Annotated in this window: 25 protein-coding genes and 1 tRNA gene; 18 read left to right on the top strand and 8 right to left on the bottom strand. The window is 49.3% G+C overall.

Features of this window, described 5'->3' with window-relative positions; translation table 11 throughout:
* Window positions 1-70 precede the first annotated feature (70 nt).
* From NNX04_RS11960 to NNX04_RS11910, 11 genes are all read left to right on the top strand, one after another.
* Entirely contained in the window at window positions 71-1144 is a 1074-nt protein-coding gene (locus NNX04_RS11960) for a hypothetical protein (protein ID WP_261945890.1), read from the top strand.
* Complete coding sequence (locus NNX04_RS11955) at window positions 1137-1415, top strand: DUF2523 domain-containing protein (RefSeq protein WP_261945889.1); 279 nt, start codon at window positions 1137-1139, stop codon at window positions 1413-1415. Before NNX04_RS11960 ends, NNX04_RS11955 begins: the two co-directional genes overlap by 8 nt.
* Window positions 1412-2359, top strand: coding sequence for a zonular occludens toxin domain-containing protein (locus NNX04_RS11950; RefSeq protein WP_261945888.1), 948 nt, complete (start codon window positions 1412-1414; stop codon window positions 2357-2359). The genes NNX04_RS11955 and NNX04_RS11950 overlap by 4 nt, the downstream gene beginning before the upstream one ends.
* 487 nt (window positions 2360-2846) lie before the next feature.
* Window positions 2847-3164: a hypothetical protein gene (locus NNX04_RS11945; protein WP_261945887.1), complete on the top strand. Its 318-nt coding sequence runs from the start codon at window positions 2847-2849 to the stop codon at window positions 3162-3164.
* 29 nt (window positions 3165-3193) lie between these two features.
* Window positions 3194-3727, top strand: coding sequence for a hypothetical protein (locus NNX04_RS11940; protein ID WP_261945886.1), 534 nt, complete (start codon window positions 3194-3196; stop codon window positions 3725-3727).
* Window positions 3724-3912 (top strand): hypothetical protein, encoded by a 189-nt coding sequence (locus NNX04_RS11935; RefSeq protein WP_261945885.1) that lies wholly within the window; start codon window positions 3724-3726, stop codon window positions 3910-3912. Before NNX04_RS11940 ends, NNX04_RS11935 begins: the two co-directional genes overlap by 4 nt.
* 79 nt (window positions 3913-3991) lie before the next feature.
* Window positions 3992-4621 (top strand): hypothetical protein, encoded by a 630-nt coding sequence (locus tag NNX04_RS11930; RefSeq protein WP_261945884.1) that lies wholly within the window; start codon window positions 3992-3994, stop codon window positions 4619-4621.
* Between the two features lie 103 nt (window positions 4622-4724).
* Window positions 4725-4798: transfer RNA gene (locus NNX04_RS11925), tRNA-Phe, on the top strand.
* Between the two features lie 93 nt (window positions 4799-4891).
* On the top strand, window positions 4892-5380 hold the full coding sequence (locus NNX04_RS11920; RefSeq protein WP_040391527.1) for a DUF1456 family protein: 489 nt from the start codon (window positions 4892-4894) through the stop codon (window positions 5378-5380).
* A 55-nt stretch (window positions 5381-5435) separates the two neighbouring features.
* On the top strand, window positions 5436-6674 hold the full coding sequence (locus NNX04_RS11915) for a DUF418 domain-containing protein (RefSeq protein WP_261945883.1): 1239 nt from the start codon (window positions 5436-5438) through the stop codon (window positions 6672-6674).
* A 109-nt stretch (window positions 6675-6783) separates the two neighbouring features.
* Complete coding sequence (locus NNX04_RS11910) at window positions 6784-7200, top strand: PilZ domain-containing protein (protein ID WP_007640020.1); 417 nt, start codon at window positions 6784-6786, stop codon at window positions 7198-7200.
* Between the two features lie 127 nt (window positions 7201-7327).
* On the opposite strand, the gene NNX04_RS11905 is transcribed toward NNX04_RS11910, so the two are convergent.
* The 3 genes from NNX04_RS11905 to NNX04_RS11895 all read right to left on the bottom strand — a co-directional run bounded on the left by NNX04_RS11905 (window position 7328) and on the right by NNX04_RS11895 (window position 10649).
* On the bottom strand, window positions 7328-8896 hold the full coding sequence (locus NNX04_RS11905; protein WP_007640022.1) for an MFS transporter: 1569 nt from the start codon (window positions 8894-8896) through the stop codon (window positions 7328-7330).
* Window positions 8897-9174: 278 nt separating this feature from the next.
* Window positions 9175-9705, bottom strand: a complete 531-nt coding sequence (gene ppa, locus NNX04_RS11900) for an inorganic diphosphatase (RefSeq protein WP_007640025.1) — start codon at window positions 9703-9705, stop codon at window positions 9175-9177.
* 113 nt (window positions 9706-9818) lie between these two features.
* Window positions 9819-10649, bottom strand: coding sequence for an FHA domain-containing protein (locus NNX04_RS11895; RefSeq protein WP_261945882.1), 831 nt, complete (start codon window positions 10647-10649; stop codon window positions 9819-9821).
* A 136-nt stretch (window positions 10650-10785) separates the two neighbouring features.
* Here NNX04_RS11895 and NNX04_RS11890 point away from each other — a divergent pair, with 136 nt between their 5' ends.
* A complete protein-coding gene (locus tag NNX04_RS11890; protein ID WP_050976944.1) occupies window positions 10786-11115 on the top strand; it encodes a SelT/SelW/SelH family protein in 330 nt (109 codons plus the stop codon).
* A 146-nt stretch (window positions 11116-11261) separates the two neighbouring features.
* Window positions 11262-13844 carry an efflux RND transporter permease subunit gene (locus tag NNX04_RS11885; RefSeq protein ID WP_007640030.1) on the top strand — a complete coding sequence of 861 codons (2583 nt, stop codon included), beginning with the start codon at window positions 11262-11264 and terminating at the stop codon, window positions 13842-13844.
* Window positions 13845-13925: 81 nt separating this feature from the next.
* Here the strand turns inward: NNX04_RS11885 and axe2C are convergent, their stop codons facing one another.
* From axe2C to leuS, 5 genes are all read right to left on the bottom strand, one after another.
* Window positions 13926-15002 carry a bifunctional acetylxylan esterase/glucomannan deacetylase AxeC2 gene (axe2C, locus tag NNX04_RS11880; RefSeq protein ID WP_261945881.1) on the bottom strand — a complete coding sequence of 359 codons (1077 nt, stop codon included), beginning with the start codon at window positions 15000-15002 and terminating at the stop codon, window positions 13926-13928.
* Between the two features lie 109 nt (window positions 15003-15111).
* On the bottom strand, window positions 15112-16011 hold the full coding sequence (locus NNX04_RS11875) for a GDSL-type esterase/lipase family protein (RefSeq protein WP_261945880.1): 900 nt from the start codon (window positions 16009-16011) through the stop codon (window positions 15112-15114).
* 30 nt (window positions 16012-16041) lie between these two features.
* Entirely contained in the window at window positions 16042-17091 is a 1050-nt protein-coding gene (gene holA, locus NNX04_RS11870; RefSeq protein ID WP_261945879.1) for a DNA polymerase III subunit delta, read from the bottom strand.
* 1 nt (window position 17092) lies between these two features.
* On the bottom strand, window positions 17093-17632 hold the full coding sequence (locus NNX04_RS11865) for an LPS-assembly lipoprotein LptE (protein ID WP_007640039.1): 540 nt from the start codon (window positions 17630-17632) through the stop codon (window positions 17093-17095).
* Window positions 17633-17672: 40 nt separating this feature from the next.
* A complete protein-coding gene (leuS, locus tag NNX04_RS11860; RefSeq protein WP_261945878.1) occupies window positions 17673-20135 on the bottom strand; it encodes a leucine--tRNA ligase in 2463 nt (820 codons plus the stop codon).
* A 139-nt stretch (window positions 20136-20274) separates the two neighbouring features.
* Between leuS and NNX04_RS11855 the strand changes: the two genes are divergently transcribed.
* From NNX04_RS11855 to cgtA, 5 genes are all read left to right on the top strand, one after another.
* Window positions 20275-20625, top strand: coding sequence for a hypothetical protein (locus NNX04_RS11855; protein WP_007640042.1), 351 nt, complete (start codon window positions 20275-20277; stop codon window positions 20623-20625).
* A gap of 171 nt (window positions 20626-20796) precedes the next feature.
* The gene (locus NNX04_RS11850; protein WP_261945877.1) at window positions 20797-21723 is read left to right on the top strand and encodes an alpha/beta hydrolase; all 927 of its coding nucleotides are present in this window, start codon (window positions 20797-20799) and stop codon (window positions 21721-21723) included.
* Window positions 21724-21899: 176 nt separating this feature from the next.
* The gene (gene rplU, locus NNX04_RS11845) at window positions 21900-22217 is read left to right on the top strand and encodes a 50S ribosomal protein L21 (RefSeq protein WP_007640048.1); all 318 of its coding nucleotides are present in this window, start codon (window positions 21900-21902) and stop codon (window positions 22215-22217) included.
* Window positions 22218-22233: 16 nt separating this feature from the next.
* Window positions 22234-22494: a 50S ribosomal protein L27 gene (rpmA, locus tag NNX04_RS11840; protein ID WP_007640051.1), complete on the top strand. Its 261-nt coding sequence runs from the start codon at window positions 22234-22236 to the stop codon at window positions 22492-22494.
* 183 nt (window positions 22495-22677) lie between these two features.
* The gene (cgtA, locus tag NNX04_RS11835; RefSeq protein WP_261945876.1) at window positions 22678-23880 is read left to right on the top strand and encodes an Obg family GTPase CgtA; all 1203 of its coding nucleotides are present in this window, start codon (window positions 22678-22680) and stop codon (window positions 23878-23880) included.
* The last annotated feature ends 27 nt before the right edge of the window (window positions 23881-23907 follow it).

Below are 23907 nucleotides of genomic sequence, written 5' to 3'. Positions count from 1 at the left end.
GATTAGGTATCTGCTCCATGGTCTACAGGGGCGCTTTGCGCCCCTGTTTCATTTGAGGAAGGGTGATGGAATGGTTTATTTATATCGTGGTGCTCTGTGTTGCTTTTTATATTTTGCTTCGCAGATAGCCGTCGCAAATGTGGTTAACTTTCCGAATACCAATTCGGTGCCAACCACATCGGGAAATACTGCCAAGTTAATTGGTGTTACATCCATCAATGGATCATCGCGCACAGCCAGTGTTGTTATTGATGCTCGCGATAGGTTTGGCAATAAGATGCGGTTGTTTAAAACGGCCACTTTTAGTCCATCAAAAATCAAAGAGTACGCAAAAACCTGCCTTACAAATCCTTTGGCTTGTGCTGCAGCCTCAGCATTAACTGCAGCACTGGTGTATTACGGTTACTCGATCACACCCGATGGAATGATAGTGTTGCCGGGTAATTCAGGCACTTACACGCAATGCGTTGACAAGCCTGTTCCTATCAATGGCTCCGGTGTTGCAAATGCTATTGGACCATTACCCTGTGCGCTCGGGCCAAACTGGGCGGGCATCTTCTCGCTTTACACATTAGAGCCTATGCCACCTTCGCCAAACTTAGTTCAAGTCCAACAAATGAATGGCTTTTATTTTGTTGGTGAATCACAAGGTCACTACGGCGTTTATTATCAAAATTATTACAATGCTCAGCCACGCATTGAGTCAGATACACAACCAATTTCTGACGAACAACTCGCCGAAATCGCATTACAAAACCCTGCACTAATTCAGATTGCTCCAGGCGTTTATCCGGATATTTTTAGCCCACTGGAAATAAGCGAAACACTACCGGAAGATGCTATATCCCCTCAGCCCGAGCCAGATCCACAAGAAGACCCAGCACCCGAACCAGAATATGAGGACATGATTGGAATGGATGCCGTGCCGGAACGAACGGTGGATGTATCGTCTTATTTTGATTGGGGTTATGGCTGGTTGCCCAAATCTTGCCCTCCACCTAAAGTTCAAAGCTTTCAGGGACAGCAGTTCTCTTTTGATCTCAGTTTCGCATGCGAAACTATTGCTGATTATTTGGCGCCAGCGGTACGGGCTTTTGCGATATTCACATTTTTAGCGATAGTAATAGGAGGTGCCCGTGTTTAATATTTTTCGCATGTTTGGTGCTTTGGTCGCTGGCAATTTTGTTGCGCGAATTCTTGTCTCGCTTGGAATTAGTTTTGTAACGTTTCAGGGTTTTGATACGGTTTTGTCTGTGGCAACATCGTCACTTAAAGGTCTATTTTTAGGCATGCCAGGTGATGCTGCAGCACTACTTGGTTTGGCAGATCTCGATTTCGCTATTAATCTGATTTTATCTGGGTACGCCGCAAAAATAGCACTTTTGGCACTTCGTCAAATGAGGCTATTTAAATGATTCATTTAATCACCGGCACACCGGGATCAGGCAAAACGCTATTAGCGGTAGAGCTAATTGTGAAAAATCGCAATTCTGAAAAAATTAGGCCGTTGTACGCCAATATTGAAGGGCTGAACTTAAATGAGTTGCGCTGTTTTAAATTGGATGAGGTTGATAGCTGGTATGACTTACCAGACGGTTCGATTATTGTTATTGATGAGTGTCAGCGATGGTTTAGGCCGCGGCCAAACGGCTCCGCTGTTCCTGAGTGCATCAGTCGTTTTGAAACCCATCGGCATCAAGGACACGATATTATTTTGATTACCCAGCACCCTGGACTAATTGATCGCAATATTCGCAAGCTGGTAGATCGTCATCAGCACATGTATCGTCCGTTCGGCATGGATCATCGCAAGGTGTTTGAATGGAATACTTGCAACGAAAGCCCTGAGCCAAGCCAAAATGAATCAAACGCGCTCAGAACAAAGTTAAAGTTTGATAAAGAATTATTTAAATACTATCAGTCGGCTTCGATACACACCTCCACCAAGCGCATACCCATCAAACAAATTGCAATCTTCGCGGGCGCCATATTGGTTACGGTTATTTTGGGTGGAAGTTTTGTCCGTTCAAAACTAGAGGTGATAGATTCGGGTAAAAAGCAGGACGTACCAGTACAAGAGGAGTCCAATCAAGCGCAACCGCAACAGACGACGCATGCTCAAGAGGTTGTGCAAGCCGCCCCACCTCCAGTAAATCAGCTGTTGTATCGCGGCCACATAAAATCTACAACCAGCCTATCACTCATGCTGGAAGATGCCCAAACCGGTCAGACTTACGATTTATCAGATTTTGATGGCTATCGCAAAGAGGGCGTAGAAGTAGTGTTCTATGTGGCGGGTACATCCCATGAATTCACCTACCATTCGCGTGATCGGGAACTGCTAAAAATATTACCTTGACGGGGGCGCAACGGGCGCTTGCGCACGTTGCGGACACGCCAAGACAATTATTTTCGCATGCGAAAAATCTCCAAAATACCTGCATTTCTTCCGTCTCCCTATGTGTTGTATGTTGTATGTAGCGTACAACATACATACTACAATTCATTTTTTCGCATGCGAAAAACACTGCATTTATTAGTTTCGCTTGCGAAACTGCCCCTTGGCATTTATGCGTAACTGCTACCCCCTCCGTCATCTTCGCCTCGCTCGCGTAACCATGAAAAGCCGCCTTCCGGCCAGAATCAAGAGGAAACTAAGCGCAGTCCTGTAGTCTCTTGATTCTGGCCGGAAGGCGGCTATGGTTGAAAGCGAGTGAGGGGAAGATGATGGAGGGGACACCCCCCTCTTGATTCGGAGTCGAGTGAGTTTAATTGCTCTGGCTTTATAGCTATTTTTTTTGTTAGGCTCGGTGGGTTATTTTTCATTTACCTAGGATGGAATGCATATGCTTAAATTTGTGATTTTGTTTTCGTTTTTGGTGTGTGTTAGTGCCGCTAATGCCGCTGTGAAGTGCGATCTTGAAAAAATAAAAGGGCTTCAAGTTAAGCAAAATGGTGATATTTACTATGTCAGCGATTCAGGGCTGCGTAGGAAAGTTGCCGCTGCAAGCAATCCGAACTCTGCCAATATCGTGCTTCAATCATTAACTTTGGCGCTGGATAAGCGGCTTTATGTTCAGGCCTCCTTCCCTGATACCTACGACTGTAAAGCGCCCAACGATGTACTTGCTGATTGGGTCTACGTTCAAACTGGAAATATTTAATTGTCGTTTAAATCAAAGGAACATGTTGTATGCAACCATCGCACAAAATTACTGTTTCAAAATTCGATACTCTTCGGAAAGAGTCGCGTGCAATTGCTCATCAAGAGCTTCCTGCATATTTAAAACGTGCTACCCGCTTAGATGGGGTTGATAGTGCAGCTCTAATGGCATCCAAACTCTGGGATCAAGAGCCATCCCGATTGGTTAACTGGGATTGGCATTTTGCAAGTCGGTATACATATAGGCACCCTAAAGCATTTGATCTTGCTATATGGGTAGGGAATAAACTTTGTTCTTTGGCTCTTGGTCGGCCAAGTTACAATGGCACTTTTATGCGTTTAGATTTTGTAGAGAAGGCTCCGGGCAATTGCCCTTTCTCTTCGGAAATGGTGCCTATTACCCTATTGGCATATGAGACTTATGCAAAGCGGATCGGCGCTAAACAATTCAGAATTATTGATCCGATTAACGATAAGGTGCTTCGTTCATATTTGCAGTATGGTGGCTTTATTCATCAGCCAGGTCGTAAAGGTAACCCCCATTATTTGGTGCGTGAATTATGAGTAAGAATGATGGAATCAATAAAGAGGCATCTAAAAAGCAGGCTCAAGAGGCTGCAAAGCGGTTGTTTGGTAATAGAACAGATGAGCAAAACAAGGCGCTTAGAGATGTTAAGACTATTGGCTCACCTGCAAACACTATAAAGCCAGATTCTGAGCTTTTTGATGACGAAGTTGAGGATAAATAAGGGTGGCTCACTTATACCAGAAATAGATAGCATCACCCTCATGAGGGGATTTTAATTAAATAAGGCGTCGAGTGAAAATATGCAATGCAGAGGTGAAGATAGTCGAGTAAGAATTGTTCAAGAATACAATTTAAAGCCGGTTGCACATGTCCAGCTTCTTAGTGGGCAGGAAAAACTTAGTTGTACAAATGTTACTTTAACGGATAGCTACTATTGTTTTTCTTATGAAAGTAAAGTTGGGAATGATAGTGGCTCTTTCTTTTGTGGCTCGTATGCGGCACAACATTTTCTTGAATTGATTAATAGTAGGCCTCTGCCCCTGTTCAATCCTCTACTCGCAGAAAATCCTAACCACGGTGGCGGTGGCGGTGGCGGTGGCGGTGGCGGTGGCGGTGGCGGTGCTGCTAGGCCTTGGGATAGAACAGCTAAACAACTAAGTAATGCAATCAATTTACTGGTTGTGTGCTGGGATATTGCACCGTCTGGCCCATTGGCAGAGATAAAAGAGGCATTAGATAAATATTATTACAACGCTCCTTTTCCAAGCAAAATTAAATCTATCAACACTATGATTTCTAAAGATCCTAAGGGGCGAACCCTTCAGGAGATGCTAAATGGGCTTCGGGAACAAAACCCTGTAAGGCAATTTGATTTTAGTTTGTTGAATACGATCCTCTTAGAAAATGATACTCAATCATATTTTGGGTAAGTCGTAGCGACTACATTCTGCCTACCTGCATGTGTAACAAAGGGCTTTATAGTGCATATTGTTTTTATGTAACCTATTGAAAAACTTAAAAAAGTGCATTACTGTGTCGCACTCTGCGCACAGCGATACGGATTGAAAATCCTCGTGTCCCTGGTTCGATTCCGGGTCTGGGCACCATATTTAAGAGCCCGAAGTTCGCAAGAGCTTCGGGCTTTTTATTATGTTTTGTTTTTTGTGTCGTTTTGTGCGTTCAACTTTCAGGTTAATGCCATGACCAACAACGATATTCTCCGTCGCCTGCGTTTTATTTTTGATTTCAGTGATTCCCAAATGATGGCGTTATTTGCCTCTGGTGGATTCAATGCATCGCGCGAGCTGGTGAGTGATTGGTTAAAGAGCGACGACAAACCGGAATTTAAAGCGCTGCACGATGTGCATCTGGCGATTTTTTTAAATGGCTTGATTAACAAAAAGCGTGGCCAGCGCGAGGGTGCACAACCTGAGCCAGAAAAAAAATTAAATAACAATATTATTTTCCGCAAACTAAAAATCGCACTGGATTATAAAGACGAGCAAATCCTGGAAACCCTGGAGGTTGCCGGCTTTCCTTTGAGCAAGCATGAATTAAGTGCGTTTTTCCGCAAGCCCGGCCACAACAATTATCGTGAGTGCCAGTCCCAAGTACTGCGTAATTTTTTAAAAGGCCTGCAGTCTAAATTGCGCGGCACGGCAATTGATGCGAGTGAAAGCAGCAACTGATTCGTGCTGCTCATGGAATCCGCCCGGATGGCGGGAATAACAGGAGGATGTTGTAGTGTCTATTCATGAATCTGCTGTTGTCGCGGCGCCGCTACCTGATAAGCCCATCGCTGGGCCTGCGCAAGTGCGGGCGCCCACACTGGATTTGCTGCGCGGTATTGCGGTACTGGGTATCTTGCTCGTTAATATTTATTCCTTCGCGCTGCCGGAGGTGGTACGCCTTGATGCGTCGCTAATGCCGCACTACAGCAACCTGGAGCAGTGGTGTTGGTATCTTATTTATTTTTTTGCCGATACAAAATTTATCGCCCTGTTGAGTCTGGCCTTTGGTGCCAGCCTCTGGCTTTTTGCTGCCGATAAGCAGGCACTCACCGATTCTGAACTCAATAATTTGCAGTGGCGTCGAAGCATTTCGCTGCTGGTCTTCGGCGCTGCACACGGTTATTTGTTTTGGGATGGTGACGTGTTGGTGACTTACGCGCTATTTAGCTTTGTGGTGTGGCGTTGGCGATACTGGGGTGACAGAAAATTAATGTTCACCGCGCTCATTCTGTTTGCGATTCAGGCGTTGCTTTATGGTGGCATGTTTTGGTTGCCTGCCGATGTTTGGCAAGAGTTGAGTTACATGTTTGATGAGACGGCGCTTGCGGAAGAGGTGGCGCATTACCAACAGGGTTGGTGGCAGCAAGCGTCGCGTCGATTTGCTGATGCCTTGAGTATGCAGCTCATCGCAGTATTTGGCGGTTGGTTTCCCTGTTCGATGATGTTGGTGGGAGTGGTGCTTGCGCGGCGCGGTTATTTCTCGGCGCAAGCGCCTGCTAATTCATCGCGTTTGCTGGTGGTAACTTTGTTGTTGGGCGCGCTGCTAATGTTATTGACGCTGTTGCTTAATCGCGCCAGTGGTTTTACCTCCCAGTATGCCTTGACGCTGGGCATGGAGTTACAAATGTTTGCCAGCGGTGTATTGGCTATAGCCTATGCGCTGTTGATTGCCCGTTGGGCCCGAACCTTGGTGTGGCCTGTTTGTCGTGCGGTGTTGATGGCGGTGGGGCGCATGGCGCTGACTATTTACATTATGCAGACGCTCATTTTCACCAGCATTTTTTACGGTTATGGCCTTGGATGGTACGGCCAGTTAGCGCTGTCGCAACTGCTGCTGGTGATATTCAGCGTGTGGATATTGCAGTGTGTATTTGCGGTGTTGTGGTTGCGTTACTTTTATAGCGGGCCACTGGAATGGCTGTGGCGTCGTTTTGTTTATCAGCGAGCATCCGCTTTTTTGCGTCATTCCTAGCACAGTTTTTTAGTTCTAAAGCACTGGGGTTTTGATGAAAATCTCGTCCTAACGCCTGGAGTTGCTGCATTACACTTTAAGAACTCCTGTTCAAAAGTGGTGAGTTTCTATGCGCACATTTATTCGGCACCCTACCTCCATTCCCATTCAAGTTTGCGCCGGTGGCGATGATGATGCCCGCGTGCGGGTGCGCAATCTCAGCGCCGGCGGGCTGTGTTTTATTACCGATAAGCCCGTGAAAGTGGGTACGCGAGTAGAGTTTGATATTCCAATAACCAACCCCGATTACCATGGCAGTGGTGTGATTGTGTGGCGGCGTGAGCAGGCGCCCGACAGTTATGAAGTGGGTGTCAGGTTTACCAGCGACGATGAATTTTTTCGCACGCGCATGGTTGAGCAGGTCTGCCAGATTGAGGATTACCGTCAGCGTTTGGCGCTTAAGGGGCGCAACTTAACGAGCGAAGAGGCTGCGTTGGAATGGATTGCCCGTTACTCCGCCGGGTTTGATCAACACGCTCCGCATTAACTGCTCTCTTTGTCTAATCGAAATCCGGTGGAATAAAAATCTTCTCCAAAAAAAGCCCCGCTGATTAGAGCGGGGCTTTTCTTAGGCAAGTTTTTTTGCCTTGCAGCAAGTTCATCTCGCGCTAGTTTTACCCGGCATTGGCCTCGCGGCGGGTAATAAGATCACTTTCGATACCTTTCATGGTTTTATCATCCAGCGGATACCAGAGTACAAAAATGGTGCCGAGCACACCGATGGCGGCAGGAATGGCGCTCATTAATAAAATCATGCCTTGGATAGAGCCGGTAATAGCCTCCGGGTTTGTTGCTTGATAGCCGTAGAGTGTGAGCACAATCAGCACCATGGCGCCTGCAAACCCATGGCCGGTTTTGTTGATAAAGGTGCCGGCGGAATAGATCAGGCCGGTGGCGCGACGGCCATTTTTCCATTCGGAATAATCCACTGTGTCGCCCAGCATGCTGAAAAATAATACTGGCATCATGCCCGCAAAAAATTCGCCGATGGTGGCCAAAATCATCATCGCGGTAATTTGTTGTGGGTTAATAAAATAAATCGCGCCGTTAAATAGCGCGCCCAGGGTAAAGGCGGCAATCATCAGGGTGCGTTTATTAAAATGACGGGAGAGCCAACCCGTGGCCACCGCTGCTGCCAGGGAGGCCACCAGAGTGATGGCAAAATAGTAGCCAATTAGATCCGGGCGATTGAGGAAGTATTTGAAGTAATAGCTGGCCGCACTGGGGCGCACTACGGTGAACAAGCCAAACATAATGCCCACCGCGAGGAGGATGAGCCACGGCTTGTTGGTGAGCAGATCCGCCATATCTTTTTGGGTGTTGGTGAGGGTTTCGCTGGGTCGATTAATCAAGGTTTTACGCAGCTGCATGGTGTAAGCAAAGCTGCCAAGCATGACTATGGCAGCAATCGTTTTATGCACTGCAGTCCAGTTTTCCATCGCGAGGCTGATAATAAAGACGCTGATGCCGAAGACCGGAATTAAAATCACCGGCAGGTTACAAAATAAATCCTTCATTTCTTCCCAGAAGGGTTTGTTTAACTGCACGGGCGGTTTAATACGTTCTTTGGTGGTTTTGTAGGTAATAAGTAGGAACACAATCAGCAGTGCGGCGAAAATCAGCATGGTGCGCTGGTAGCCCTGTGCTTCGCTGCCGTCGCCCAGGCGTTCCACCAAAAAGGGCAGGGTGCTCATTACGAGCAAACCGCCTGCGAAGGCGCCAATGAAACGGAAGCTGGAGAGGCTGGCCCGTTCTTTTACGCTATCGGTCATTACCCCCATGAGTGCACCGTAGGGCACATTATTGGCGGTGTAGGCGAGTGTTAAGCAGAAATAAATGACAAAGGCGTAAATCACTTTGCCGGTATAACTGAAATCGGGGGTGGTAAAAATCAGTGCGAGAAACAGCGCAAGGAAAGGTGTGGACCATAAAATCCACGGGCGAAATTTACCTTGTTTGGTATTGGTGCGATCGGCGATGGAGCCCATCATGATATCGGTAATACCGTCCGATAAACGCACCAGCAGAATCAAAATCGTGGCGTGTGCGGCGGCAAGGCCGAAAGTGTCGGTGTAAAACACCGGGATAAAAAAACCGCTGCGCCAAACAAAGTTCGCCGCTGCATCGCCCATCGAGTAACCAATTTTCTCGCGGAGCGATAGCCTGTGGGTGGATTGTTGCATAGTCTCAAAACCTCGTGATTGTTGTGCTGCTCAGAATCTTCTTATGATGGTTGATTGGCTTTTATTCTGATGCGCTTCCGTGCGATGGCAGTAGTTATGCCATATTGGTTTTTTAACTGCTTTTGAAACCGGGGCCGCTGGTTAGAGCGGCCCTGGCGATCTCTCTCACCTGATCAAGCGGTTGATACTACTTGGGTGTTGCATTCTTCTTGGGAAGATTTTTTATAGGTACTTTCTATGGATGCTTGTGTTCACAGGCATGACATAAAGGCGTGTCCTTATTTGCCTGCTTTATAGGTTTCTGCGGCTTTTAAAATCTCGGCGCGCGCTTCTTCTACATCGCCCCAGCCAGCCACTTTTACCCACTTGCCTTTTTCCAGATCTTTGTAGTGTTCAAAGAAGTGTTCGATTTGCTTCAGGGTAATTTCAGGCAGGTCTTGCAAGGTTTTGACATTGCTGTACAGCGTGGTGAGTTTGTCGTGGGGTACGGCAACGATTTTTGCGTCTTCACCGGCTTCGTCGGTCATCTTTAGTACACCCAGTGGGCGGCAGCGAATCACGGAGCCTGCTTGTACCGGTTGTGGGAATACTACGAGTACGTCAGCGGCGTCGCCATCGCCACACAGGGTGTGAGGAATGTAGCCGTAGTTACAGGGGTAGTACATGGCGGTGCTAACCAAGCGGTCAACAAACAGCGAGTTGCTGTCTTTGTCGATCTCGTACTTAATGCCGGAATTCATGGGGATTTCGATAACTACGTTAAAGTCATCGGGCAAGCTTTTGCCTGCAGGGACAAGTTCAAAACTCATGGCGGGTTCCTGACGTGTTGGTTATGTGTTGATAAAAGACTAGTGAATCTAAACGTGGTTCTGGTGCCGGGATCAAAAGCCTGGCCGGTACTTTACCTAAGCGGCCGCGGATTCTACCACAACAAAAACACCACGATAGCCGCCGCCACTATGCCTGCGGCGGCGAGTGCCAGCCAGGCCTGCCGTTGGCCTTTGCGGCGAATAGGCTCAATGCGGTTGCCGGGTGAGGTGGGGCGGGTTTTCCAGCGCTTGGGTTCGCTGCTGGGCAGTTTGCGCTCAATCGGTTTGCTGATCTCATCCAGAGGTTTGCGCATGCGCGTTTTGGTGTCATCCAGATCTGGTGCCACTATGCGAAAGGTATAAACATCCAGACGCAGGCGGTCGCCATTGTTGGCGGTGGCGTTGTCGATGCGCAATTCATTGAGGAAGGTGCCGTTGGCGGAGCCGAGATCCTTGATGCGCAGGTGATTGCCTTCAATGCTGATCTCGGTGTGGCGACGGGAGAGGTGGGTGCCGGGGATAACGATATCGCATTGGTTGCCGCGCCCAATCACCATGCTGCGCTCGGGCAGCAGGATAAATTGTTTGCCAGCCAGCCAGCTGCTATCGGATACCAGGCGCCAGGGCAGTGCATAGGCATCTTTGGGGCGATCGGCAAGGCTGCGGGGGTCGAGCACAATAATCTCGCAGTGGCCAAGTTTGATAATATCGCCGGGTAAAATTTCGCGTTGTGTAATGCGCTGACCGTTTACAAAGCAGCCGCTTTGGCTGTTGTTATCTTTGAGGATGTGTTTGTTGTTTTCCTGCAGAATCTTGGCGTGGTGTTTGGCCACCTCGGGGTCATCTATGGCTAGATGGTTGTCGCTCGCGCTGCCGATGGAAAATAATTTCTCGACGACCCATATCGGGGGCTGGCGATTGTCCTTGAAATGGAGTTTGAGCATCGAAGGTTCCGTTTTGTCGCCTTATTCATCTTTTTGATGGGTAAGTGTGAAGGTATTGTTTATTCGGGCGCCGTTTTACTGATCTGAATGACATTACCATCGAATTCTATTAACTCAATACCTAAAGGGCAAACTTATGACCGACATCGCTGTGCCATCTGCGCCTGCGCCATCGATTCCTGCGGCGACTAATCGGGTAGTAATCCACTACTGCAACATGTGTCGTTGGATGTTGCGCTCCGCCTGGCTTGCGCAGGAACTACTCAGTACCTTTGACGGCGAGCTCGACGAAGTGGCATTACACCCGGGCACTGGCGGGATTTTTCATGTCTGGCTCAACAATGAGTTGGTGTGGGACAGGGTGCGCGATGGCGGATTTCCCGAGGCCAAGGAACTAAAGCAACGGGTGCGCGATCTACTCTGTCCGGATCGCTCCCTGGGGCATAGCGACGGCCATAAAAAATGACTGACTTTTGTAATAAACCTCCACCACCAAAAGCGGCTTGATGGCCTTTTTACTGTTTTAGCCAGGGGCGGCTGGCATAATGGCGCCGCCCGTGGCTACAGCATTGGCCACACCCTCTGAAGGACTCAACTCCACCGGATTATTTCATGCACACATTGTTACGCTTTTACTGGACACTCAACCGGGTGTATCGCGCAGTGGTTATCAATCGCCCCTATCATGTATTCACCGGTTTGGTGATTCTGACCATAGTGGCCGCCTTTGGGTTGACCAATTTCAAACTGGATGCGTCGGCCGACTCGCTCACGCTGGAGAATGACACCTCTATCGATTATTTGCGTGAAATATCCAAGCGTTACCAGAGCGGCGATTTTCTGGTGCTGACCTATACCCCCAAGGCGGATATTTTTTCCGACGAGTCGATTGACACCCTCAAGCAATTGCGCGACGAATTGGCCAATGTTGATGGGGTCGCGAGTGTTATCTCAATGATCGACGTACCGCTACTCTACAGTCCGATGCGCTCACTGGCCGAGCAAAAGGAATCCACCCGTACCTTGCTCACACCGGGTGTAGATCGCGCCATGGTGAAACAGGAATTTTTAACCAGCCCTATCTATCGCGATATGTTGCTCAGCCCCGACGGCACTACCTCGGCGATTCTGCTCAATCTCAAAGTAAACAATCAGTACATTGAAATGGCAAGGCATCGCGACGCGTTGCGGCTGAAAGCGAAAACGGCAGGGCTGACCCCGGCAGAGGCTCACGAGCTGGAAAAAGTGGCGGCGGAATTTCTTGCCTATCGCACCGCAACCGCGGCACAGGATGCGGCGCGTGTCGAAATTGTGCGCGGTATTGTGGAGAAATATCAGGATCGCGCACAAATTTTCCTTGGCGGTGTCACCATGATTACCTCCGATATGATCGCTTACATTAAGAGTGATCTGGTGGTATTTGGTGCGGCACTATTGCTGTTTATTGTGTTTATGCTGGCATTTTTATTTCGCCAATGGCGCTTTGTCATTCTGCCGCTCACCACCTGCTTGATGTCGGTCACGCTCATGCTCGGCTGGCTCAGTTGGATTGACTGGCGGCTCACGGTAATTTCATCCAACTTTGTTGCACTGTTATTAATCATGGTGTTTGCCTTCACCATTTATGTGGTGGTGCGCTACCGCGAATTACATGCCATAGATCCAGATCTGGAGCAGGCGGATTTAGTACTGCAAACCATGCGCGACATGGCGATACCATGCCTCTATTCCGCGCTCACTACCATAGTCGCGTTTATGTCATTGGTGATGAGTGGTATTCGCCCGGTAATCGATTTTGGCTGGATGATGACTATAGGTTTGGTGGTGGGTTTTATATTGGTGTTTGTCGTCCTGCCCGCCGGTTTGATGATGCTCCCCAAAGGTGAGCCTAAAGATCGCGGCGATAATTCGGCGGCGCTCACGGTGCGTTTTTCCAAGTTAGCGGAATTTCATGGTGGCAAGGTGTTGCTGGTAGCGATGCTCGCCGTATTCTTGAGCATATGGGGCATCAGCAAACTCGAAGTGGAAAATCGTTTCGTCGATTACTTCAAAAGCGACAGCGAAATTCATCAGGGCTTGAGTGTGATCGATCGTCAACTGGGTGGCACTGTGACGCTGGATATTATTCTCGACGCCGAGAAAAACACGCTTGATATTGTTGAGTCAGAAACCGCTGATGAAGAAGATCCGTTTGCGGAAATTCCAAGTGATGCTGCTGCAGCGGAAGTATTTGATGAGGAAGATCCGTTTGCCGGGATGGGGGATGAAGATGCCTTTGCCGATAGCGGTACAACCTCCAACGCCCCTCCCAGTTATTGGTTCAGCGTGGCGGGCTTGGATCAAATTAAAAAATTGCACAACTATTTGGAATCACTACCTGAAGTGGGCAAGGTGCAATCACTTGCGACTGTGTACCAACTGGCGCACGACATAAACAAAGGCAAACTTAATGACTTTGAATTAAATGTGTTGCGCAATATGTTGTCGGACGATATTAAAGGTTTCCTGATCAAGCCCTATCTGGCGGATGAAGCCCAGCAGACGCGTATCACTCTGCGCGTGATTGAAACTACACCGGATTTAAAGCGCGCGGAGTTGGTAGAGCGTATTCGCGAGTACGCCACCACCGACGCCGGCTTTAAGCCGGAGCAGGTGAATTTCACCGGCATGTTGGTGCTCTATAACAACATGCTGCAGAGTTTGTTTGCCTCACAAATTTCCACCATCGGAGTGGTATTTGTTGCCATCATGTTAATGATGATGGTGTTGTTCCGCTCATTCAAAATCGCATTGATTGCAATACTGCCCAATATGATTGCGGCGGGAACTGTTTTAGGGGCAATGGGGTTAGTGGGAATTCCTCTGGATATGATGACTACTACTATTGCGGCGATAGTGGTGGGTGTGGGTGTGGATCAGGCGATTCAATATTTCTATCGTTTCCGCGTGGAGTTTGCCCATGACCAAAATTACGTCGAAGCTATACACCGCTCCCATGCTTCAATTGGACGTGCAATGTATTACACCTCGGTGACAATTATTGTGGGCTTTTCCATTTTGATGTTGTCGGAATTTATCCCGTCAATTTATTTTGGATTGCTAACGGCGTTTGCGATGTTGATGGCTGTGATTGGCTCGCTCACACTGTTGCCAAAATTAATCCTGCTGTTAAAACCTTTTGGGCCCGGTAAATAGTTCTCACCACCATTGGTTTGCACGCAGGGTTACACAAAAAAGGGGCGCGAAATTCGCGCCCCTTTTTTATTGTAAAATTTTTTACCAATGCATTAGGGCTTTAAGTTGCGGTGTTAAGTCTTTCGCCATTGCAGCGTGTTGATCTTTGGTGGGGTGTGCATCCTGTGTATCACCCGGGTAGTGATTGGAAATCAGTTGATGCACGCGAGTATTGTTGACCCGTGAAATGGTCTCGCGTAAATAATCAATCAGTGCCGCCTTTTTTTCGCCGTTTAAGATTGCGCCATCAGTCAGGGCAATGTGCGCTTGCGGGTGATTGTGCAAAAGTTTATTAATCAATTGCACATAGGCTGTTACGTAGTCTTCGCGTGCGGGAATGCCCGGGCTGAAATCGTTAGTTCCTATCGCAATTAAAATTAAATCCGGTTGATAGCTCCGGTGATCCCATTTCAGTGCGGGGTTATGATCGCCAACAGTAAACTCATAAAATTCGGCCAGATTTTTATCATCGGTTTTTCCGTTCCAGCTGCGCACCAAGCCGCGCCCGCCCCAACACACTAATTGCACCTGCGCATTGAGTGCTTTCGCAGTGAGCATGCCGTAGGATTCGCGCGCATTCCACCAGCGTGTGTTTTTCTCTTCGCCCTTTACGCGATCAATTGCTTCGCCGCAGGTCACTGAGTCGCCCATAACTAATAGTTTTCGTTGTGGCAGTGCGGGTGCGGGTAAAAATTTCCCCTCGGTTAAGGTGAGTTTTTTTAGTGTCACGCTACCGTGCCAGTTTTCCGAGCGATGAATAATTTCTACTGAGTGTCGTCCTGAGCCGGCAAAATTAAATAATTCAATCGTTTGTAATTGTTGTTCCAGTTTCACTTGCGTGATGTGATTATCATCAACAATAACATCAATCCAGGAATTGCCACCGGAACTTTGTAGTTCGGCGGTGAGTGTCTTGCCTATTACCTCGGTGCGAAAACTCACGCCAGGAAAACCAAATTCATAGGCGTAATCGCCAGTGCTGTGGGTGCGCCCCATAATGCTGAGCGGTGCTTGAGTAGCTTGCATACTAATTACGGTGGGTTCCTGTGGTGTTACTGGGGTGCAGCCGTTGAGTGCAAGTGCAGCCAGCGAACAAAATATAAAATAAGCATATTTCATATTGTTACCTGTGTGAGGCTAATGCTCTGGTGTTTGTGGAAGTGAACTAGTGCCTGCTCTTGGGCAGGCACTTTCTTAATAGGTACTATTTTAAGTAGGCACTACAAATTTATTGCAGCAGTTGTTTGATGTCCGGCAACATGGCGTCGGCCCAGATTTGATAACCCTTGGGTGTTGGGTGCAGAAAATCTGCCATGATTTCAGGTGAAATACTGCCATCTTTTTGCAGTAACGCTGCGCCATAATTTTTAAAGAAAATATGTTTGTCATCGCCGAGCTTGGCAATAATAGAATTAAGTTTTGTTACCATGGCGCGCTTGGGTGAGTCGGCTTTTTCTTCAAAGGGCAGTACGGCGTTTAATAAGATTTTGCTGTGGGGCCAGGCTAATTGGAGTTGCTTGACAACTCCAGTGACACCGGCGGCGGCTTGCTCTGGTGTTTCGTTATAGAGGCCGAAATTATTTACGCCAATTAATAGCACAATTAATTTGGGTTGTAACTTACCTATAGTGCCGTGCTGCAGGCGCCACAGTAAATTGGCGGTGCCGTCGCCACCAATACCAAAATTGGCTGCGTTAAGCGGCTTGAAATTTTTCTCCCAAATTTGCCAATCCCATCCGGCGGTAATTGAATCACCTACAAACAAAACATCTACCTGATCGTGTTCGGCGACCAATACATCTTCGGCGTGCATACGATCCCAGGTGGCAACGGACATCCATGAGTATTCAGTGGTGCGTTTAGTGGGCGTCGTGCCAGCGGAGACTTGTGCAGTCTGCGCATAGCTCATGTGGCAGAGGGCGCTTAAGGCAATAATCGAAGCTGCGCGAATAATAGAGCGGGAGTACAAATACATGGCAAAAATTCCTGCAGTAAAGTTAAAAATAACCATCATCGCCATCTGGGCGATAAGGCATAGGTAACGCAGGCTGTGTGTTTTTTGAAAATCGCGCTTGCGGCGCATTTTATTATTAATACTTTTTGATACTGTTTTTGCGAATCGTGTCATTGATGTTTGCATTCGCAATGCCAGTAGTATTTAACTTTTCAAGCTTAGTCGCTCATTGTGCATATTCAAACTTTGCACCCCGGCGATATTTAAAATTAAATCCAATAATTCATCCCATGGCTCGGCATTGCGCATGCCTTTGACAGCCTTATCGATGCCATTGGCTTTGCGCAGCAATTGCTGTAATTGTGCAGGCTTTAGGCGGCGCAGTGCAGCTTGAATAAGTGGCTGGCGTTTATCCCATACCCCCGCCTGTTTGGCGGCCCACTCAAAATGTTTACCTTGGGCAACCGCTTGCGAGATTTGAATCAATGCGCGAATTTCGCGGGTCACTGCCCAGAGTACATTGATGGGTTCGGTGCCTTCGGTTTTTAAACCTTGCAGGGTGCGCACGGCAGCGCGGGCATCGCCGTGCAGGGCTTTGTCGGTAAGGCCAAAAACATCGTAGCGCGCGCTATCAGCGACTACGGAGGCCATCAGTTCATAACTGATGCGATTATCGGTCGCGAGCAGCTTTAATTTTTCAATTTCCTGTGCGGCGGCGAGCAAGTTGCCTTCAATACGCGAGGCGAGCAAATCGATGGCGTCGCCATCGGCATGTAAACCGGATTGCTGCAGGCGCACACCAATCCAGCGCGGCAACTGAGCGGGTGTTACTGGCCAGACTTGAATGTGTTGTCCTGCATCTTCAATGGCCTTGAACCATTTGCTTTTTTGCGTGGCGCCATCGAGTTTTTCGGTGACGATTAAGAGCAAATTATCAGGGGCGGGTGACTGGGCATACTCTTGTAAAACCTTGCCGCCTTTATCGCCTGGCTTGCCGGAGGGCATGCGTACTTCAATAATTTTTTTCTCGGCAAAGAGTGACAGGCTGTTTGCGGCGGCGAGTAATTGCCCCCAATCAAAGCTGGTATCTATGTGGTACAGCTCGCGCTCGCTAAAACCATTTTTGCGCGCGGCGGCGCGGATTTGATCACAGCATTCCTGAATTAGCAGCGGTTCGTCGCCGGACACCAAATAAATAGCGCCCAGTTGTTTGCCCAGTGCGGCGGACAGTTGTTCAGGGCGCAGTTTGGGCATATCAGTTAGCGTCAGCAGCGGGTGCTTTGGCGGGCAATGTTTTGACCGACAGGGTTTTGGTGCGACGCAAAATAGTTTGTGCTAATTCACTGCGCATTTCCTGCAGCACCAATTTCTCTTCTTGTGCGGCACTGTTGGCATTGTTCACATCGTAGTTGTAAGTGCGTGAAATGCGCGCACGGGTATTCAGTGGAGTGATGACGCCTTCGGTATTGCTAACGACATAATCCATGCTGAGAATAATTTCATAGGCGCTGGTCAATGCATCACTACCCACACCTGCGGTGCGTTTATCCATTATCTCTGCTCCCAAGGTTAGGGTCAGGGAGTTGGCGGTAGCACTGTTAACTTCATTGATGTTGAAGCTATTCAGTGATTGACGCAGGGCGTCCATCAAGGGCGAGTGGTTATCCTCGGCGTCGATTACTAAATCCAGCGGGGTTGTCATCGCCAGCTTATCGCCGCCGGCTGTAGAGCCGCGTAAATGCCAGCCACAAGCGGTGAGGGTGAGCACTAATAAACTGACGATGATTTTTTTCATAACACTCTCATGTAGTTCCCCCTTGTAAAAGGAAGGGGTTTTAATTGGCAACGATATTCACAAGTTTATTGGGGACCACAATGACTTTGCGCACGGTAATGCCTTCCAGGAATTTTTGTACGTTTTCCTGTGCAAGCGCCAGCGCTTCCAATTGTTCTTTGGGGGAGTCGATGGCTGCATCCAATTTGCCGCGCAGTTTCCCATTCACTTGAATAACGACTTCCACGGTTGAGCGGGTCAATGCGCTTTCATCGAGGGTTGGCCATTTTTCATTGAGTGGAATACTCTTGTGGCCGAGCGCTTGCCAGAGTGAATGGCTGATGTGCGGTACGATTGGCGCAAGCAATAAAATCGCTGCTTCCAGCGCTTCGCGTTCAACGGCTAACCCGAGTGGGTTGGCGCGGTCGGCGAGTTTGCTGGTTTCGTTAAGCAATTCCATGGCCGCGGCAATCGCGGTGTTAAAGGTTTGGCGACGGCCATAGTCATCGCTGACTTTTTGGATAGTCTCGTGGGTTTTGCGACGCAAATCTTTCTGTGCTTGCGGCAAATCAGCGACTACTAATTTGCCCGGTGTGCCGGCATTAATGTGACCTTCCACCGCTTTCCACAAACGGCGTAAGAAACGGTTGGCACCTTCAACACCGGAATCGCTCCATTCCATGCTTTGCTCTGGTGGTGCGGCAAACATGGAGAACAGGCGAACGGTATCGGCGCCGTATTGGTTGATCAGCTCTTCCGGGTCAACGGTGTTGCCCTTGGATTTACTCATCTTGGTGCCGTCTTTCAACACCATGCCCTGGCAGAGCAAGCGCTCGAAGGGTTCATCGCAGCTCACCAGACCTTCGTCGCGCATCAACTTGTGGAAGAAGCGCGAGTAAAGCAGGTGGAGAATGGCGTGTTCGATACCGCCTACGTATTGGTCTACCGGCAGCCAGTAATCGGCGGCGGCTTTGTCGAGCATGCCGCCTTCAAAATTGGGGCAGGTGTAGCGTGCGTAGTACCAGCTGGATTCCATAAAGGTATCGAAGGTATCGGTTTCGCGTTCAACTGCCTGGCCGTCCAGCTCGGCTTTGCGCCATTCAGGATCGGCTTTGATCGGCGAGTGAACGCCATTCATCACTACATCTTCCGGCAGCAACACGGGGAGCTTGTGGGCTGGTACCGGAATCTCGCCGCCGTCGGGCAAATTGAACATGGGGATAGGCGCGCCCCAGTAACGCTGGCGGGATACACCCCAGTCACGCAGGCGATAGTTGGTTTTCACCTGGCCTTTGTTCGCCATTTCCAAGGTGCTGGCGATGGCATCGAAGGCGGCGTTAAAGTCCAAGCCATCGTATTCGCCCGAGTTCACCAGCACACCTTTTTCGGTAAAGGCCGCTTTGCTCAGATCAATCGCTTCGCCATTTTGCGGCGCAATCACTTGGGAGATTGGCAGGTTGTATTTCTTCGCAAATTCATAATCGCGCTGGTCGTGCGCGGGTACGGCCATCACTGCGCCTGAGCCGTAATCCATCAATACATAGTTGGCGATCCACACTGAAACCGGCTCGCCGGTAATCGGATGCAGCGCTTTAATGCCGGTATCGATACCGCGCTTTTCCATGGTCGCCATATCGGCTTCGGCGACCGATTGCACTTTGCATTCGGCGATAAATTGCGCGAGCGCGGAATTGCTCTCCGCAAGAATTTTGGCAATAGGATGCTCAGCTGCGAGGCTCACATAGGTCACGCCCATAATGGTATCGGGGCGGGTGGTGTAAATATCAAAACCAGTGAATTCGCCTACCGGTGATGCCAAATCAAAATGCATATCCAAGCCGCGACTTTTGCCGATCCAGTTGCGCTGCATGGTTTTGACTTGCTCTGGCCAGTTGGGCAGTTTGTCCAGATCGGCCAACAATTCTTCCGCATAGGCGGTGATTTTGATAAACCACTGCGGAATCTCTTTGCGCTCAACCAATGCGCCCGAACGCCAGCCGCGGCCGTCGATCACCTGTTCGTTCGCCAGAACGGTATGGTCAACCGGATCCCAGTTCACCGTTGCCATGCGCTTGTAAACCAAACCTTTTTCGTACAAGCGGGTAAAGAACCACTGTTCCCATTTGTAGTATTCGGGCTTACAGGTGGTCAGTTCGCGCGACCAATCAAAGCCAAAGCCGAGTTGCTTTAACTGGCTGCGCATATGGTCGGTATTGGAATAGGTCCAGGCTGCCGGTGCGGTCTGGCGCTGCAGCGCGGCATTTTCAGCGGGCAGACCAAAGGCGTCCCAACCCATTGGATGCAATACGTTTTTGCCTTGCATGCGCTGGTAGCGGGCGATCACATCGGTAATGGTGTAATTGCGCACGTGCCCCATGTGTAGCTTGCCGCTCGGGTAGGGAAACATCGCCAGACAATAGAACTTTTCTTTGCTGCGATCCTCAATAACCTTGAAGCTTTGGTGTTCTTCCCAGTACTGCTGGGCTTGGGCTTCAACTTCGGCGGGAGTGTATTGTTCTTGCATGGGGCGCTCTTGCATTGGAATCTAAGGCCTATACTGAAGGTGGAGTTTTGCACTCAATGTTGAGAAAGGCGGTGATTATAGAGGCTGTACTGCCTATGTGGGTATAAATATCTTGAAGCGCTAGCGGGAGTTATTTGCCATGAAGCCAACGAATAATCCAACCAATAAAGCTGCCGACAACCCCTACCATGTCAGTCAGCTCGATTTGCCCTTCAGCCCCGAGGAAACGGGGGCTCTGGGCGCGCTTAAACAGGAGGTTGACGATCTGGTCAAACTCGAGCTTACCGCCGAGCAGATGGTGGGTGAAGAGGTGGATTTAGCCAAGGCTTATATTCGCGAAGACGCACACAGCATCTGGTCGGATTTGAAGCTTGGGCTTTATGAGTGGGAGCTGATCACCAGTGATTGGCTACTGCGCGCCGCTGACCCAACGCGCGTGGATTGGCAGTTGCACCACTGGTGGGGCGACGACGAAACCCATCTGCACTAAGCACTGCTGAAATTTCCATTGCAGCTGTTATTATCAGTTCGCCCGGCAATGTACCGGGCGATTTTATTGATAAAGGCGGGGCGCCAGTAACAGGCAGTTTTCCGTCGCTCGGCAATAGTCAAACCGGTCAACACAATAATCATTAACCGGCGTCCCTGACGAGATCTACCTATGGCTGTTATTAATCGCGTTTTCCTGTTTGTCTGCTGTTTGTTTTGTATTGGAGTAACTACGCAAGTGTTTGCCGAACAACCCTCTACCCCGCGCCCTGTGGGTGCTTTTTATTTGTGGAATGAAAAGCCTTTGGTCAATCCCGACCGCGAACATGTAAAGGATCAGCGCGTTTATAGTGTGGATAACGCCTCCATGGCGCCCTATTGGCCGGAGGCGAGCAAGGCCAATGGCGCCGCGATTGTGATCTTCCCTGGCGGTGGCTACGTTCGTTTGGCAATTAACCACGAGGGGCACGACATCGCCAAATGGTTTGCCGCGCGCGGTGTGGCAGCGTTTGTGGTCAAGTACCGTATGCAGGAGCACGGCTTTCCCGCGCCTTTGCTTGATGGTTTGCGTGCGGTGCGTCAGGTGCGCCAGCATGCTGCGGAGTGGGGGATAGATCCCGCTAAAGTGGGGGTGATAGGATTTTCCGCCGGTGGCCATTTAGCTGCCAGTGTCGCTACTCGTTTTGATTTTGCGGGCGATAACAATGATCCACTGGCTGACATTAGCGCGCGCCCGGATTTTGCCATTCTCGGTTATCCGGTAATTACCCTGGAGGGCTCCGATGCTCACGCTGGCTCGCGCAAGGCCTTGCTGGGTGACCATCCCGAGCCGCAATTAGTGAGTGATAACTCACTGCAGAAGCAAGTCAAAGCAGGGGTTCCGCCTGTGTTTATGCTGCATGGTGTGGGCGATCAAGCGGTGCCTGTCGGTAACAGCCTGATGTTTTTTGCTGAGGTGCAGAAATACAGCAAACAGTCGGAGCTGCATGTCTACAACTCCGCCATCCACGGTGTGGGTATGATTCAGGGGCAGGGCACTGTCTCCAGTTGGCCGCAGGCGCTGGAGTTGTGGTTGAGTGCCCTGCAGATCATTAAATAGGCAAAAACTGCGCTGGCGATGGTTTTTTAGCTTGCGATAATCTGGAGGCTTGGCATACAATCGCCGCCCCTGAAAACCGGTATACGACGCTAGTCCCAAATGCCCAGGCATATCGCCAAGCTACTTCGTGTCGTCCAAGTCCAGATTCGTCTGGATAAAAGTATGGAGCAAAGTAAATGAGTGCATACGCAATATTTGAAAGCGGTGGTAAGCAACATCGCGTAGTTGTGGGTGAAACCCTCAAACTCGAAAAAATCGATTTCGCTACTGGCGGCGTTGTTGAATTCAACAAGGTGTATCTGGTTGCTAACGGCGCAGACGTCAAAATTGGCGCTCCTGTTGTTGAAGGCGCAACTGTTACTGCTGAAGTAGTTGCTCATGGCCGTGCCGACAAAGTGAAGATCATCAAATTCCGTCGTCGTAAGCACCACATGAAGCGTCAAGGTCATCGTCAGTGGTTCACCGAAGTGAAAATCACTGCTATCAAAGGTTAATTGAGGAGGCTATAAAATGGCTCACAAGAAAGGGGTTGGTAGTTCTCGTAACGGTCGCGATTCAGAAGCGAAACGCCTTGGTGTTAAAGCTTACGGCGGCGAGTTGATTTCTGGCGGCAGCATTATTGTTCGTCAACGTGGCACCAAGTTTCACGCTGGTGTAAACGTAGGTCTGGGTAAAGACCACACTCTGTTCGCGAAAGTGGACGGTACTGTTAAGTTCGAAATTAAAGGCGCTTTTGGCCGTCAATACGTAAGCATCATTCCTGCTGCTTAATATTGCGCTAAAAAACTAGCCAAGCTTACTGCTTGCAGTGGGCAAATGAAGAACAATAAAAAAGCCCTATCGTTCACGATGGGGCTTTTTTATATTCAGGACGATATGCAGGGTTGCTATCCAGTTCTGAAGTTTTGCTTTGATGATTTTATTGTATTTATTTTTATTCCTGTGGAGTGATTTGTGAAATTTGTTGATGAAGCCCCTATTCATGTCGAAGCCGGTAATGGTGGCAACGGTTTCATGAGCTTCCGCCGGGAAAAATTTATTTCCAAAGGCGGCCCGGACGGCGGCGATGGCGGCGATGGCGGCAGTGTCTATCTGGTGGCTGATGAAAACCTGAACACCCTCATCGATTATCGTTTTGTGCCCAAGTATCGCGCCGAAAATGGCCAGAAAGGCGGCAGTAAAGATTGTACCGGTGCCAAAGGTGCCGATCTGTTTCTGCCCGTGCCCGTAGGCACCACGGTAATTGATACCGATACCGAAGAGGTTTTTGGCGATTTGACCGAACACGGTCAGAAATTAAAAGTGGCGCAGGGTGGTTTCCACGGTTTGGGTAATACCCGCTTTAAAACCAGTACCAACCGCACACCGCGCAAAACATCGCCCGGTACGGAAGGCGAAATGCGCAACCTGAAACTTGAATTAAAAGTATTGGCTGATGTAGGTATGCTCGGTTTGCCCAATGCCGGTAAATCCAGCTTTATCCGCGCGGTCAGTTCCGCCAAGCCCAAAGTGGCGGATTATCCCTTCACCACACTCGTACCCAATCTCGGGGTGGTAAAAGTGCAGCAGCACCGCAGTTTTGTGATCGCCGATATTCCCGGTGTGATCGAGGGTGCCGCCGAAGGTGCTGGTTTGGGGGTACGTTTCCTCAAACATTTAACCCGCTGCCGCTACCTGATGCACATGGTGGATATGGTGCCTGTGGATGAATCCAATCCCGCAGACAATGTACGTATCATCGCCGAGGAGTTAGCCAAGTTCAGCCCGACCCTCGCCACCCGCGAGCGCTGGCTGCTGCTTAACAAAATCGATTTGCTTCCGCCCGATGAGGTGGAGGCGCGCTGCCAGGCGGTGGTTGATCAATTGAACTGGACTGGCCCGGTCTATCGTATTTCGGCGCTCAATCGCGAAGGCACAGTGCCATTGATTGGCAAACTCATGGATAACCTTGAAGCAGTCTGGGAAGAGGAAAAAACCAATCCGGAAGCGCGCGAGCGCGAAGAGCAATTGCAAAATCAGATGGCGCAGGAAGCGCGTGATCGCATTGAAGAGCTGCGCGAAATCGAGCGCGAAGCGCGTCGTGCACGCGGCGATGTGGAGGATGATAACTTCAATGAAGATGATTACGACGTAGAAGTTATTTACGTTGGTCACTAATTAAATGCGCGTTGATTTTGCGATTAG

It is taken from the genome of Cellvibrio sp. QJXJ, assembly GCF_024452345.1.
GTDB lineage: Bacteria > Pseudomonadota > Gammaproteobacteria > Pseudomonadales > Cellvibrionaceae > Cellvibrio.
Note: the sequence above shows the minus strand (reverse complement) of the source record. Positions and strands in the feature narration are given on the sequence as shown.